Below are 13,651 nucleotides of genomic sequence, written 5' to 3' on the forward strand. Positions count from 1 at the left end.
GGGGAAATCGGGGGATAACGGGGGGATCGGGGGAGGAACCGCGAGACCGTACGGGGCCGGGGGGCCCGTCAGGACTCGGGGGGAACGGGGGAACGGGGGAAACGAGCCGGGGCCGGGCGCGCGGGGGGTGCGTCCGGCCCCGGCTCGTGCGCGGTACGCGGAGTGCCGCGCGTCGGGCGGGACGGCCGCGGCGCCCGGCCCGGAGGCCGTCAGTACGCCGAGCCGCTCACGCCCAGGCTGCCCGTCGGGTGCCAGACCGTCTTCGTCTCCAGGAACGCCGTCAGCCGGCCCGTCCCCGGGTCCGCCGTCCAGTCGTACGGCGGCCGCGGGCGCAGCACCCGCTTCAGGTTGTCCGCCGCCGCGACCTCCAGCTCCCGCGCCAGCTCCGCGTCCGCGCCCGTCAGGTCGATGGCGTTGACGTCCTGGTGCGCGGCCAGCGTCGGCGCGATCTCCGCGGTACGCCCCGAGAGCACGTTGACGACACCCCCCGGCACGTCCGACGTGGCCAGCACCTCCGCCAGCGACAGCGCCGGCAGCGGCCGCTCCTCCGCGGCGACGACCACCGCCGCGTTGCCCGTGGCGATCACCGGGGCGAGCACCGACACCAGCCCCAGCAGCGCCGACTCCTGCGGCGCCACGACGGCGACGACGCCCGTCGGCTCCGGCGCGGAGAGGTTGAAGTACGGCCCGGCGACCGGGTTTCCGCCGCCGGCGACCTGGGCGATCTTGTCGGTCCAGCCCGCGTACCAGACCCAGCGGTCGATCGCCGCGTCCACCTGCGCCGCCGACTTGGCCTTCGACAGGCCCTCGGCGTCGGCGACCTCCGCGACGTACTGCTCGCGCCGCCCCTGGAGCATCTCCGCCACCCGGTAGAGCACCTGGCCGCGGTTGTACGCCGTGGCGCCCGACCAGCCGGCGACGGCCTTGCGGGCGGCGACCACCGCGTCGCGGGCGTCCTTGCGGGAGGCGCGGGGCGCGTTGGCGAGCCAGCGGCCCTTCGCGTCGGTCACCTCGTACACCCGCCCGCTCTCCGAGCGGGGGAACTTCCCGCCCACGTACAGCTTGTAGGTCTTGAGGACCGACAGCCTCGCATCCGCCTGTGTCATCGCAGGTACGCCTCCAGCCCGTGGCGGCCGCCCTCGCGGCCGAAGCCCGACTCCTTGTAGCCGCCGAACGGCGAGGTCGGATCGAACTTGTTGAACGTGTTCGCCCACACGACGCCCGCCCGCAGCCGGTCGGCCACCGCCAGGATCCGCGAGCCCTTCTCCGTCCACACCCCCGCGGACAGCCCGTAGGGCGTGTTGTTGGCCTTCGCGACCGCCTCCGCGGGGGTACGGAACGTCAGCACCGACAGCACCGGGCCGAAGATCTCCTCGCGCGCGATGCGGTGCACCTGCGTCACGCCGGTGAAGAGCGTCGGCGCGAACCAGTAGCCGCTGCCGGGCAGTTCGCACGGTGCCGTCCAGCGCTGCGCGCCCTCCGCGTCGCCGGCGTCCGCCAGCTCCGTGATCCGGGCGAGCTGCTCGGGGGAGTTGATGGCGCCGATGTCGGTGTTCTTGTCCAGCGGGTCGCCTAGCCGCAGCGTGGAGAGCCGCCGCTTCAGCGACTCCAGCAGCTCGTCGGCGACCGACTCCTGCACCAGCAGCCGGGAGCCGGCGCAGCAGACCTGGCCCTGGTTGAAGAAGATGCCGCCGACGATGCCCTCGACGGCCTGGTCGACGGGCGCGTCGTCGAAGACGATGTTGGCGCCCTTGCCGCCCAGCTCCAGCGTGAGCCGCTTGTCCGTGCCGGCGACCGACCTGGCGATCTCCTTGCCGACGGCCGTGGAGCCGGTGAACGCGACCTTGTCGACGTCCGGGTGCGCGACGAGCGCGGCGCCCGCGTCCCCGTAGCCCGGCAGGATGTTCACCACCCCGCGGGGAAGTCCCGCCTGGCGGCAGATGTCGGCGAAGAAGAGCGCGGACAGCGGTGTGGTCTCGGCGGGCTTGAGCACCACGGTGTTGCCGCAGGCGAGCGCCGGGGCGATCTTCCACGCGAGCATCAGCAGCGGGAAGTTCCACGGGATGACCTGGCCCGCGACGCCCAGCGGCTTCGGCTCGGGGCCGAAGCCGGCGTAGCCGAGCTTGTCCGCCCAGCCGGCGTAGTAGAAGAAGTGCGCGGCGACCAGCGGCAGGTCGGCGTCGCGGGTCTCGCGGATCGGCTTGCCGTTGTCCAGCGTCTCCAGCACCGCCAGCTCGCGCGAGCGCTCCTGGATGATGCGGGCGATACGGAACAGGTACTTGCCGCGCTCCGCGCCCGGCAGCGCCGACCAGGAGGTGAACGCCCGCCGGGCGGCGGCGACCGCCCGCTCGACGTCCGCCTCGCCGGCCCGCGCGACCTCGGAGAGCACCTCCTCGGTCGCCGGGGCGACGGACTTGAAGACCTTGCCGTCGGCGGCCTCGGCGAACTCGCCGTCGACGAACAGGCCGTAGCTGGGCGCGATGTCGACGACCGAGCGGGACTCGGGCGCGGGTGCGTAGGCGAAGAGCTTGTGTTCAGCGGTCATGCGGCTCGGACCCCCTCTAGTCCACGGTCACGTAGTCGGGGCCGGAGTAGCGGCCGGTGCGCAGCTTCTGCCGCTGCATGAGCAGGTCGTTGAGAAGGCTGGAGGCGCCGAAGCGGAACCAGCGGTTGTCCAGCCAGTCGTCCCCTGCGGTCTCGTTCACCAGCACGAGGAACTTCACCGCGTCCTTGGCCGTGCGGATGCCGCCCGCGGGCTTCACGCCGACCTGCACGCCGGTGGCCGCGCGGTAGTCCCGGACGGCTTCGAGCAGGACCAGGGTGTTGGCGGGGGTGGCGTTCACGCCGACCTTGCCGGTCGAGGTCTTGATGAAGTCGGCGCCCGCCAGCATGCCGAGCCAGCTCGCCCGGCGGATGTTGTCGTACGTGGACAGCTCGCCGGTCTCGAAGATCACCTTCAGCCGGGCGCCGGCGGCGGCCTGCCGCACCGCGCGGATCTGCTCGTAGACCTCCAGATAGCGGCCGGCGAGGAACGCGCCGCGGTCGATGACCATGTCGATCTCGTCGGCGCCCGCGGCCAGCGCCGCCCGGGTGTCGGCGAGCTTCACCTCCAGCGCCGCCCGCCCGGAGGGGAAGGCGGTGGCCACCGAGGCGACCTTGACGCCGGAGCCTTCCAGCGCCTCGGCGGCGACGGCGGCCAGGTCCGGGTAGACGCAGACGGCCGCGACCTCGGGCGTCGTCCGGTCCGTGGGGTCGGGGGTACGGGCCTTGGCGCACAGGGCGCGCACCTTGCCGGGGGTGTCGGAGCCCTCCAGCGTGGTCAGGTCGATCATCGAGACGGCCAGGTCCAGGGCGTACGCCTTGGCGGTGGTCTTGATGGAGCGGGTGCCCAGGGCGGCGGCGCGGGCCTCCAGGCCGACCGGGTCGACGCCTGGCAGACCGTGCAGGAAGCGGCGGAGCGCGCCGTCGGAGGCCGTCACGTCCGCGAGGGACGCCGGCGGGCCCGCGGCTGCGGTGGGTATGCGGGGCATGGTCACCACCCGAGCATATCTACCCGCGTAGCGTCCCGGGAGTGGGCACCGCGGTCCCGGCGGATCGATGCGGGACCGCAATCCCGGCGCGATGTCCGGATTCCGGAGCCGTCGGGCACAATCGGCGGCATGAGCAAGGACACCCCGGACACCCGGCCGAAATACGCCGACCGCGCCTATCGCTCCGTCTCCGGCATCGCCGCCGGCGTGCTGCTGCTCGTCCTCGGCGGCTGGCTCGGCGTGGACGCGCTGGTCCGCGGCAGCGGGCAGGCGCGGGCGATCGCGGTGGCCGCGCTGGTCGCCGGGGTGCCGATGGTGGTGTCGCTGACGCTGCGCCCCGTGGTGTACGCGGGCGAGGAGCGGCTGCGGGTGCGTAATCCGTTCCGCACGATCGTGGTGCCGTGGGCCCGGGTCGAGGAGATCAGGGCGGGCTACTCCAGCGAGGTCGTCACCGAGGACGCCAAGTACCAGATGTGGGCCATCCCCGTCTCGCTGCGCGCCCGCAAGAAGGCCAACCGCCGCCGGGACCGCGCGGCCGGCGGCGGCGGGCTCTTCAGCCCGTCCAGCCGCCCGGCGCTGTCGGACCCGGCGATGCGCCGCCCCGGCGGCACGGGCGCCGCGGACCTGGACCCCTCGGACGGCGACCTGACGCCGACGGCGGACAAGTCGATCCGCGAGCTGCGCGAGCTGGCGCACACGTACGCCGACCGCGAGGGCGCGCAGGGGCCCGTCACGGTGCGCTGGGCGTACGAGATCCTGGGCCCCGCCATCGCGGGCGGCCTGGCCCTGATCATCGCCATCGCGGTGGGCTGAACCCCGCGCCGCGCATCTCGCGCGTGACGCCTCGCCTAGCCGGGGCGGATCGCGCTGTGGATCGGCATGGTGTAGATCGACTCGGACCGGACGAAGGCGCCGGGGCGCGGGGCGTGGATCATGTGGCCGCCGCCGGTGTAGAGGCCGACGTGGCTGATGTCGTCGAAGAAGAAGACCAGGTCGCCCGGGCGCAGTTCGTCCACGGGCACGGAGGTGCCGGCGGTGACCTGGTCCCACGTCACGCGGGGGATCTCCACCCCGGCCGCCCGCCACGCGGCCTGCGTGAGCCCTGAGCAGTCCCAGGTGCCGGGCCCGGTGGCGCCCCACACGTACGGCTCGCCCACCTGCGCCTCGGCGAAGGCGATGGCGGCCTCCGCCCCCTCGGATACGGGCCCGTCCCCGGCGGGCGCGGTGGCCTCCCCGGTGATGGTCCCCTCCGCCAGCTCCTGCCGCGTCTCCTCCTGCCGCTCCTGCAACCTGCGCTGCTCGGCGGCCTCCCGCCGGGCGTGCTCACGCGCCCGCCGCTCGGCCTCGGCGCGCTCCGCGCGCTCCAGCTTGTCGAACTCCTCGCGCTCCCGGTCGTTCAGCTCCGCCTTCAATTGCCGGGCCTCGGCGAGCTTGGCCCGCAACTCCTTCTCCTGCTCGCGCAGCGACGCCTCGCGGTCCTTCAGCTCGTCCACGGCCGCGCCGGCCGCCTTGCTGCGCTTACGGGCCTCCTGCTGCCGCGCGGTGAACCGGTCCAGCGCGTGCTGCTGCCGCGCGGAGAGCCGGCTCAGCAGGTGCCGGGTGTCGGCGTACCGCTGCGGGTCCTCGGCGAGCAGCAGAACGGCGGCCTCCGACAGGCCGGTTGCCCCGGTGCGGTACTGGGTGGTGACGTACCCGGTCAGCGTCCGCCGCGCGTCGTTGACCCGCGCGGTGGCCTGCGCGGCCCGCGCCAGCAGCCGGTCGGCAACCCGCTGCTGCTCGTCGACCGCGGCCTCCGCCTCGTTCACCCGCCCTCCGGCGGCACCGGCCTGCCGATTCAGCTCGCCCACCCGGTCCCGTACCTCGGCGGCCCGCCGCGCGGCATCCTCGGCCCGCTCGCGCTGCTCCTCGACGGCACCGGGGCCGCCGGGCTCGTCCGCGACGGCGGCCTGCGCCAGCAGGACGGCCGAGGCAAGGGCGGCCGCGACGACGGCACCTGACCGCCGCCGGCGGACGGGGTCGACCATGACGGAGGTCTCCTTCCGCGGGCGGACCGGCCGAGCGTGCGCCGGGGACCTGCCCGCCCCGGAGCCACCCCGTACCCAAGAGAAAAACGCCACCCCGACCCGCTACCCACGTCGTCCGGGCCCCACGCCCCCACCGGTCCCCGCCCGGCACGGGCCCCCGGGAGACCCGCGACCACTCCGGCGACTTCGGCTCGGGCCGCGGCGGCGCGCCGCCGTGCGGCCGGGGGTCAGAGGCCCGCCGCCGTGGACAGGTCCGTTTTCAGGTCCGCCAGGACCGCCGCCGCCGTCGCCCGTGCCGCCGGGAGGCCGGGGAGCCCGGCCGGGACCGGGATCACGGCCTCCAGGTAGCACTTCAGCTTCGGCTCCGTGCCGCTCGGGCGGACGATCACCCTGGCCGCCGCCACGCCCCGGGCCTCGTCGCCCCCCAGGGTGTAGCGGAGGCCGTCCGTCGGGGGCAGGGCCGGGGTGCCCTTCGACAGGTCCTCGGCCCGCGTCACCGGCAGGCCCGCCGCCGACCGGGGCGGGGCCGTGCGGAGGCGCCGCATCGCCGTCGCGATCACGTCCAGGTCGTCCACGCGGACGGAGAGCTGGTCCGTGGCGTGCAGCCCGTGCTCCACGGCGATGTCGTCCAGCAGGTCCTGGAGCGTACGGCCCGCCGCCTTCAGCTCCGCCGTCAGCTCCGCGACGAGCAGGGCCGCGGTGATGCCGTCCTTGTCGCGGACGCCCGCCGGGTCGACGCAGTAGCCGAGGGCCTCCTCGTAGGCGTAGCGCAGGCCGTCGACCCGGGCCAGCCACTTGAAGCCGGTCAGCGTCTCCTCGTACGGCAGGCCCGCCGCCCGCGCGATCCGGCCCATGAGCGACGAGGAGACGATGGACGCGGCGAAGGTCCCCGCGGCCCCCTTCCGGACGAGGTGCGTGGCCAGCAGGGCGCCGACCTCGTCGCCGCGCAGCATCCGCCAGCCCGCGCCGCCCTCCGCCGCCGCGTCCGGTACCGCCACCGCGCAGCGGTCCGCGTCCGGGTCGTTGGCGATGATCACGTCCACGTCCCCGTCCGCCGCCGCGCGGGCCGTGGCGAACGCCAGGTCCATCGCCCCCGGCTCCTCCGGATTGGGGAACGCGACGGTCGGGAAGTCCGGGTCCGGCTCCGCCTGCGCCGCGACCGGCACCGGGGCCGGGAAGCCGGCGCGGGTGAAGGCGGCGGCGAGGGTGGCGCCGCCGACGCCGTGCAGCGCGGTGTGCACGGTCCGTACGGCACGGGGGCCGCCCGGGGTGACGACCGCGGCGGCCCGGTCGAGGTACGCCTCCACGACCTCCTCGCCCAGCACCTCCCAGCCGCCCGCCGGACGGGGCACGTCCGCGAGCGGGCCCACCGCGGCGATGGCCTCGGCGATCCCGGCGTCGGCGGGCGGGACGATCTGCGAGCCGCCGCCGAGGTAGACCTTGTAGCCGTTGTCCCGCGGCGGGTTGTGGCTGGCGGTGACGGTGACCCCGGCGACCGCGCCGAGGTGCCGGATCGCGAAGGCCAGCACCGGCGTCGGCAGCGGGCGGGGCAGGACCGCGGCCCGGAAGCCGGCGCCGGTCATGACGGCCGCCGTGTCCTCGGCGAAGGCGTGGCTCTTGTGCCGGGCGTCGTAGCCGACGACCACCAGGCCGCCGCCCGCGCCCTGCCCGTCCAGGTACGCGGCCAGCCCCGCGGCGGCACGGATGACGACCGCCCGGTTCATCCGCATCGGCCCCGCGCCCAGCTCACCGCGGAGCCCGGCGGTGCCGAACTGCAGCGTGCCGGCGAAGCGGTCCGCGAGGGCGGCGGTGTCTCCGTCCTGCAGCAGGGCCGCCAGCTCCGCCCGGGTGTCGGGGTCGGGGTCCTCGGCGAGCCAGGCCCCGGCACGGGCGGTGAGCGCGGCGTCGCCGGCGGCGCCCGCGGTCGGATTCGTCGTCACCGGTTGCCGTCCTCCGTCACAGTCGTCCTCTCCGTCCGTCCCCGGCCCGTCGCGGCGTACGCCCCGGCGCGTACCGTCTGAAGCCGCACGCCCGGCGCCAGCTTCACACCCGGCGCAGCACCTCGGCCAGCAGCCCGCCCATCCGCGCCGCCGAGTCGCGCCCCGCCTGAAGGACCTCCTCGTGGCTCAGCGGCTCGCCGGTCATGCCCGCCGCCAGATTCGTCACCAGCGAGATCCCCAGCACCTCGGCGCCCGCCTCGCGGGCGGCGATGGCCTCCAGGACCGTCGACATGCCCACCAGGTCGGCGCCGAGGCGGCGGAGCATCTCGATCTCGGCCGGCGTCTCGTAGTGCGGTCCCGGCAACTGGGCGTAGACGCCCTCCTCCAGGCTGGGGTCCACCTGCTTGCAGAGCGCCCGCAGCCGCGGCGAGTACAGATCCGTCAGGTCGACGAAGTGCGCGCCCTCGATCGGCGAGGCCGCGGTGAGGTTGATGTGGTCCCCGATCAGCACCGGCTGCCCGGGCCGCATGCCCTCGCGCAGCCCGCCGCAGCCGTTGGTGAGCACCACCGTCTTGCAGCCCGCCGCCGCGGCCGTGCGCACGCCGTGTGCCACGGCGGCGACGCCGTGACCCTCGTAGAAGTGCGTGCGGCCGAGGAAGACCAGCGCCCGTTTGTCGCCCAGCCGGTACGAGCGGATCCGCCCGGAGTGGCCCTCCACCGCGGGCAGCGGGAAGCCGGGCAGCTCGGTGACGCGCAGCTCGTGCTCGGGCGCGCCCAGCGCTTCCGCCGCCGGTACCCAGCCGGAGCCCATCACGAGGGCGACGTCGTGGGTTTCGGCCCCGGTGAGCTCGCGGAGGCGGTCGGCGGCGGCCGCCGCGTCGGGGGCGGCGTGCGGAGTGGATGCGTTCACGCCGACGAGCCTAGCCCGTCACCCCCTACGCGCGTAGAAGCGGCCCCCCACTGGGCGCCCGCAGCCCCGCGCGGGAGCCGCCGGCCGCGGCGGGGGACAATGGGGTACGTGACTCGGATCGTGATCATCGGTGGAGGCCCCGGCGGGTACGAGGCGGCGCTCGTCGCCGCGCAGCTCGGCGCGGAGGTGACGGTCGTCGACAGCGACGGCCTGGGCGGTGCGTCGGTGCTCACCGACTGCGTGCCGTCGAAGACGCTGATCGCCACCGCGGAGGTGATGACGACGTTCGACTCCTCGTACGAGGAGCTGGGCATCATCGTCGCGGACGACACGCCTCCGGAGAAGGAGGCCGCCCGCGTCGTCGGCGTGGACCTGGGCAAGGTCAACGCCCGGGTGAAGCGGCTCGCGCTGGCCCAGTCCGAGGACATCACCACGAGCGTGACCCGCGCCGGCGGCCGGGTCGTACGGGGCCGGGCGAGCGTCTCGCCGCAGCAGGCACCGGACGGCTCGCGCACGGTCCGGGTGACCGGGGCGGCCGCGGGGGAGCCCGCGGAGCTGGTCGCGGACGCGGTGCTCGTCGCCACCGGCGGCAGCCCGCGCGAGCTGCCCGACGCGCAGCCCGACGGCGAGCGGATCCTCAACTGGAAGCAGGTCTACGACCTCGACGAGCTGCCCGCGGAGCTGATCGTCGTCGGCTCCGGCGTCACCGGCGCGGAGTTCGCGGGCGCGTACCAGGCGCTCGGCTCGCGGGTCACGCTTGTCTCCAGCCGGGACCGGGTGCTGCCGGGCGAGGACCCGGACGCGGCGGCGGTGCTGGAGGACGTCTTCCGGCGCCGCGGCATGAACGTGATGAGCCGCTCCCGTGCGCAGGGCGCCAAGCGCGTCGGCGACCGGGTCGAGGTGACGCTCAACGACGGCCGGGTGATCACCGGTTCGCACTGCCTGATGGCGGTCGGCGCGGTGCCCAACACCCGCGGCATCGGCCTGGAGGAGGCCGGGGTGCGGCTGACGGATTCCGGGCACATCTGGACCGACAAGGTGTCGCGCACGAGCGCGCCGGGCATCTACGCGGCGGGTGACTGCACGGGCATCTTCGCGCTCGCCTCGGTGGCGGCGATGCAGGGCCGGATCGCGATGTACCACTTCCTCGGCGAGACCGTCGCGCCGCTGCGGCTGAAGACGGTCTCCGCGAATGTCTTCACGGACCCCGAGATTGCCACGGTGGGTTACCAGCAGTCGGATGTGGATGAGGGGCGCATTGATGCGCGGGTGATGAAACTGCCGCTGCTGCGCAACCCGCGGGCCAAGATGCAGGGGGTGCGCGACGGATTCGTGAAGCTGATCTGCCGCCCCGGCACCGGGATCGTGGTAGGGGGTGTGGTGGTCGCGCCGCGGGCGAGCGAGCTGATCCACCCCATCTCGATCGCCGTCGACAACAATCTGACCGTCGAGCAGATCGCGAAGGCGTTTACCGTCTATCCCTCGCTGTCGGGGTCGATCGCCGAGGTCGCGCGGCAGCTCCAGGCCAGTAAGCCGGGCGGCGACGACTAGGCACGTACCAGGTCCTGCCCGGTCCGTTCCCGGTCCTCACCCGGCCCGGATCACGGGCGGGCCCGTGGGGGAACCGGGCGCCTATACCACCTTCGGATGTCGCCAAGGGGCATTTTCTTCTCATCGACGCAAGCGGCTGAAAGAACACGGTCTTTGGCGTTACTGTCGGTTTCGTGTTCGCTGCAGAACGTCGTCAGTTGATCCTGGAAATGGTACGGGCCAATGGGGCCGTATCCCTCCGAGAGCTTGCCCGAGTCGTACAGACCTCCGAGGTGACCGTACGCCGAGACGTACGCGCCCTGGAAGCAGAAGGGTTGCTGGACCGAAGGCACGGAGGTGCGGTCCTTCCGGGTGGTTTCACCCGTGAGTCCGGCTTCCCGCAGAAATCACATCTCGCGACCGCGGAGAAGACCGCGATCGCCGATCTGGCCGCCGGATTCGTCGAGGAGGGCGAGGCCGTCGTCGTCGGTGCCGGTACGACCACGCAGGAGCTGGCCCGCCGGCTCGCGCGCATCCCCGGCCTGACGGTCGTCACCAACTCCCTGCTCGTCGCCCAGGCGCTGGCGCACGCGAACCGGGTCGAAGTCGTCATGACCGGCGGCACGCTGCGCGGCAGCAACTACGCGCTGGTGGGCAGCGGTGCCGAGCAGTCCCTCCAGGGGCTGCGCGTCTCGCGCGCGTTCCTCTCCGGCAGCGGGCTGACCGCGGAGCGGGGGCTGTCGACGTCCAACATGCTGTCGGCGAGCGTCGACCGGGCGCTGGTGCAGGCGGCGGCGGAGGTCGTGGTGCTCGCGGACCACTCCAAGCTGGGCACCGACACGATGTTCCAGACGGTGCCCACCGACGTGATCACGCGGCTGGTCACGGACGAGCCGCCGCCGGGCGACGAACGGGCGGCGACGGAGCTGCAGGCCCTGGCGGACCAGGGGGTGCAGATCGCGGTGGCGGGCCCGGAGCAGTCCGCGGGCGGTGACAGCGGCCCCCCGGCACCCCGCCGGCACCCCCGGCACGGGGGTGAGCGGCGCCGCACCGAGGACAGCGTGCCCCTCCCGGGCCAGCGCCGCACGCCCCAGCCCGCCCCCACCACCATGCGCCCGGCCGCCCCGCTCCCCGACCAGAACAGAGTCGCCGACCTGGCCCCCCGCCGCCGGTAGCCTCCGGCGGCGGCCCACATTCCGCGCCCTACCGCCCCGTACGGCCGCCCGTCAGGCCCCGATGCGTGCCCTTCCGCCCGGTCCCGGTCGGGAGGCGGTCGCTCGACGCCTCCCGCCCGGCGCCCCCACGGGTAGCCCGTGGGTCTGCGGCCCGGCAGCCCGCCGCCGCGGTCGGCCCGCGGGGCGAAGCCCTCGCGGAGTCCCGCGGGGCTGGGCGCCCTCGCGCCCCGCGCCCTCGCGCCCCACGGCGCGGAGCGCCGGCGGCGGTCCTGCCCGTCGCGGCCCCACGCATGGCGCGTGGCCCTCCTCTCGGGCCCCGGGGCGCGCGCCGCAGGGCGTCGGCGACGTGCCGCGCCCCCGGCGCCGCGCCGCCGCCCGCGCGCCCGCGGCCGCCGTACCCGCCGTCAGGCGCTCCGTGTGCGCAGGCCGTCCAGGGCCAGGCCCAGGAGGCGGTCCGCGATCTCCGTGTCCTCCGGGTTCTTCGCCGACGCCTTCTCCGCCGCGTACGCGATCGCGCTCGTCAGCCGCAGCAGGTCGTCCGGTGCGACGTCCGCCCGCAGTTCGCCGGACCGGCGCGCGCGCGACGCCAGCAGTTCGACCGTCTCCCGCAACTGCTCCTTGCAGTTGACCATCAGACCTTCATCCATCAGCGTCGCCGCGACCCCGCGGATCGTCGACGACACGTCCACGTACCGCCGCATCCACGCCGCCAGCGCCCCCATCGGCGTCCCGGCCTCCGCCGCCAGGGCCCGCGCCGCCGCGTCCAGCTCGTCCACCTGCGTCTGGAACACCTCGCCCATGAGCGCGAAGCGGTCCGGGAAGTGCCGGTACAGCGTGCCGATGCCGACGCCCGCGCGGCGCGCGATCTCCTCCAGCGAGGCGTCCGCGCCGTGCTCCGCGAAGGCCACCGCGGCCTCGCCGAGCAACCGCTCGTAGTTGCGGCGCGCGTCCGCGCGCATCGGCCGGCCCTGCACCGTTCCCATGGGCATCACCCTTCGTCGTCCCCGCTGCCGCCCAGAATGCCATTGCGAAAACGGAGGCAGCCTCCGTATAGTCAAGCGGAGCTACCCTCCACTTCATTCTCTGCCGGAGGCACATCTGTGTCCACATCCCTGCGCACGCCCGCCGGCCACGGCATCCGCGGTCAAGGCCGAAAGGCCCGCGGCGCCCGCCCGGGGCTCGCCCTTACCGCGATCGTCGCCACCCAGCTCATGTTCCTGGTCGACGCCACGGTGGTGAACGTCGCACTCCCCGACATCGCTCTCGACCTCGGCTTCTCGCCGACCCGCATGTCCTGGATCCTCAACCTCTACACCCTCGCCTTCGGCGGCCTGCTGCTCCTCGGCAGCCGCATAGGCGACCGCATGGGCCGCCGCCGCGCGCTCGTCACCGGCGTGCTCGCCTTCACCGCCGCCTCCCTCCTCGCCGGCCTCGCGCCCAGCGGCGGCCTGCTCCTCTTCGCCCGTACCGCCCAGGGCGCCGCCGCCGCCCTCGCCGCCCCCAGCACCCTCGCCCTCATCGCCACCACCTTCCCCGAAGGCCGCCAACGCGCCCGCGCGCTCGCCGTCTTCGCCTCCATCAGCGGCGCCGGCTCCGCGCTCGGCCTGGTCCTCGGCGGCGCGCTCACCGACCTCGCGTCCTGGCACTGGGTCTTCCTGATCAACCTGCCCGTCGGGCTCGCCATCGCCTGGCTCGCCCCCCGCCACCTCGAAGAAACCCCGCGCCAGCGCGGCCCGTTCGACGCCCTCGGCGCCCTGCTCGGCACCCTGGGCATGACCTCGCTCGTCTACGCCTTCATCCGCACCGCCGAGCAGGGCTGGAGCGACAGCCTCGCCCTCGGCGCCTTCGCCGCCGCCGCCGCGCTCCTCGGCACCTTCCTCGCCGTCGAACTCCGCGTCCGCCGCCCGCTGGTGGTCCTGTCGCTCTTCGCCGACCGCAACCGCTCGGTCTCGTACGGGACGATGCTGATGGTCCCCGCCGGGATGTTCGGCGTCTTCTACTTCACCACCCAGTACCTGCAGCGGTTCCTCGACTACAGCCCGTTCCGCGCCGGCCTGGCGTTCCTCGCGCTCACCCTGCCGCTCTTCGCCGCCTCGCGGTTCGCGCCGCGCGCCCAGGCCAGGTTCGGGCCGAAGCGCACCGCGCTGGCGGGGCTCACCCTCAACACCGCCGGCATCCTCTGGCTCACCCGCCTCGACGCCTCCTCCGGCTACGCCGACGGGCTGCTGGGCCCGATGCTGCTCATGGGCGTCGGGGTCGGGCTGACGATGATGCAGCTCACCACCCTCATCCTCAGCGGCGTCGAGCCCGAGGACGCGGGCTCCGCCTCCGGGCTGCTGCAGACGATGCAGTACGTCGGCGGCAGTCTGGGCCTGTCCGTCCTGGTCTCCGTCTTCGACCTGGGCCTGCGGCACTCCGGCGGGCACACGTTCTTCGACGGCACGGGCGCCGCGTTCACCGCCGCGGCGGCGTTCTCCGCGGTCGCGCTGCTGCTGATGGCGGGGGCCAGGAACACGACCCGTACGCCGTGAAAACGCGTCGG

Annotated in this window: 11 protein-coding genes; 4 read left to right on the plus strand and 7 right to left on the minus strand. The window is 74.6% G+C overall.

The window, feature by feature from the left end; translation table 11 throughout:
* Nucleotides 1–209 precede the first annotated feature (209 nt).
* Genes DMB38_RS23105 through deoC form a run of 3 tightly spaced genes read right to left on the minus strand, consistent with a single transcriptional unit; the run spans nt 210 to nt 3,530 of the window.
* Nucleotides 210–1,106, minus strand: a complete 897-nt coding sequence (locus DMB38_RS23105) for an aldehyde dehydrogenase family protein (protein ID WP_101421997.1) — start codon at nt 1,104–1,106, stop codon at nt 210–212.
* Nucleotides 1,103–2,545, minus strand: coding sequence for an aldehyde dehydrogenase family protein (locus DMB38_RS23110; protein ID WP_125936773.1), 1,443 nt, complete (start codon nt 2,543–2,545; stop codon nt 1,103–1,105). Before DMB38_RS23110 ends, DMB38_RS23105 begins: the two co-directional genes overlap by 4 nt.
* A 16-nt stretch (nt 2,546–2,561) precedes the next feature.
* Nucleotides 2,562–3,530: a deoxyribose-phosphate aldolase gene (gene deoC, locus DMB38_RS23115; protein WP_047017708.1), complete on the minus strand. Its 969-nt coding sequence runs from the start codon at nt 3,528–3,530 to the stop codon at nt 2,562–2,564.
* A gap of 129 nt (nt 3,531–3,659) precedes the next feature.
* Between deoC and DMB38_RS23120 the strand changes: the two genes are divergently transcribed.
* Nucleotides 3,660–4,343 (plus strand): PH domain-containing protein, encoded by a 684-nt coding sequence (locus DMB38_RS23120; protein ID WP_125936774.1) that lies wholly within the window; start codon nt 3,660–3,662, stop codon nt 4,341–4,343.
* Nucleotides 4,344–4,378: 35 nt separating this feature from the next.
* Here the strand turns inward: DMB38_RS23120 and DMB38_RS23125 are convergent, their stop codons facing one another.
* From DMB38_RS23125 to DMB38_RS23135, 3 genes are all read right to left on the minus strand, one after another.
* Nucleotides 4,379–5,554, minus strand: coding sequence for a C40 family peptidase (locus tag DMB38_RS23125; protein ID WP_125936775.1), 1,176 nt, complete (start codon nt 5,552–5,554; stop codon nt 4,379–4,381).
* 227 nt (nt 5,555–5,781) lie between these two features.
* Nucleotides 5,782–7,494, minus strand: a complete 1,713-nt coding sequence (locus tag DMB38_RS23130; RefSeq protein WP_125936776.1) for a phospho-sugar mutase — start codon at nt 7,492–7,494, stop codon at nt 5,782–5,784.
* 103 nt (nt 7,495–7,597) lie between these two features.
* Entirely contained in the window at nt 7,598–8,404 is an 807-nt protein-coding gene (locus DMB38_RS23135; RefSeq protein ID WP_125936777.1) for a purine-nucleoside phosphorylase, read from the minus strand.
* Nucleotides 8,405–8,503: 99 nt separating this feature from the next.
* Between DMB38_RS23135 and DMB38_RS23140 the strand changes: the two genes are divergently transcribed.
* Together DMB38_RS23140 and DMB38_RS23145 are read left to right on the plus strand one after the other, a co-directional pair.
* Nucleotides 8,504–9,955 (plus strand): NAD(P)H-quinone dehydrogenase, encoded by a 1,452-nt coding sequence (locus DMB38_RS23140; protein WP_125936778.1) that lies wholly within the window; start codon nt 8,504–8,506, stop codon nt 9,953–9,955.
* A gap of 173 nt (nt 9,956–10,128) precedes the next feature.
* Entirely contained in the window at nt 10,129–11,109 is a 981-nt protein-coding gene (locus tag DMB38_RS23145) for a DeoR family transcriptional regulator (protein ID WP_276314967.1), read from the plus strand.
* Between the two features lie 404 nt (nt 11,110–11,513).
* Here DMB38_RS23145 and DMB38_RS23150 read toward each other — a convergent pair whose 3' ends face one another.
* Complete coding sequence (locus DMB38_RS23150; protein WP_125936779.1) at nt 11,514–12,092, minus strand: TetR/AcrR family transcriptional regulator; 579 nt, start codon at nt 12,090–12,092, stop codon at nt 11,514–11,516.
* Nucleotides 12,093–12,209: 117 nt separating this feature from the next.
* Here DMB38_RS23150 and DMB38_RS23155 point away from each other — a divergent pair, with 117 nt between their 5' ends.
* Entirely contained in the window at nt 12,210–13,640 is a 1,431-nt protein-coding gene (locus DMB38_RS23155) for an MFS transporter (protein ID WP_125936780.1), read from the plus strand.
* The last annotated feature ends 11 nt before the right edge of the window (nt 13,641–13,651 follow it).

Origin of the sequence: Streptomyces sp. WAC 06738, assembly GCF_003945505.1 — a bacterium.
GTDB lineage: Bacteria > Actinomycetota > Actinomycetes > Streptomycetales > Streptomycetaceae > Streptomyces.

What these genes read in the sequence shown, in the direction of transcription:
- DMB38_RS23105 (WP_101421997.1), bottom strand. Translation starts at nt 1,106, where the DNA reads ATGACACAGGCGGATGCGAGGCTGTCGGTCCTCAAGACCTACAAGCTG.
- DMB38_RS23110 (WP_125936773.1), bottom strand. Translation starts at nt 2,545, where the DNA reads ATGACCGCTGAACACAAGCTCTTCGCCTACGCACCCGCGCCCGAGTCC.
- deoC (WP_047017708.1), bottom strand. Translation starts at nt 3,530, where the DNA reads ATGCCCCGCATACCCACCGCAGCCGCGGGCCCGCCGGCGTCCCTCGCG.
- DMB38_RS23120 (WP_125936774.1), top strand. Translation starts at nt 3,660, where the DNA reads ATGAGCAAGGACACCCCGGACACCCGGCCGAAATACGCCGACCGCGCC.
- DMB38_RS23125 (WP_125936775.1), bottom strand. Translation starts at nt 5,554, where the DNA reads ATGGTCGACCCCGTCCGCCGGCGGCGGTCAGGTGCCGTCGTCGCGGCC.
- DMB38_RS23140 (WP_125936778.1), top strand. Translation starts at nt 8,504, where the DNA reads ATGGGGTACGTGACTCGGATCGTGATCATCGGTGGAGGCCCCGGCGGG.
- DMB38_RS23150 (WP_125936779.1), bottom strand. Translation starts at nt 12,092, where the DNA reads ATGGGAACGGTGCAGGGCCGGCCGATGCGCGCGGACGCGCGCCGCAAC.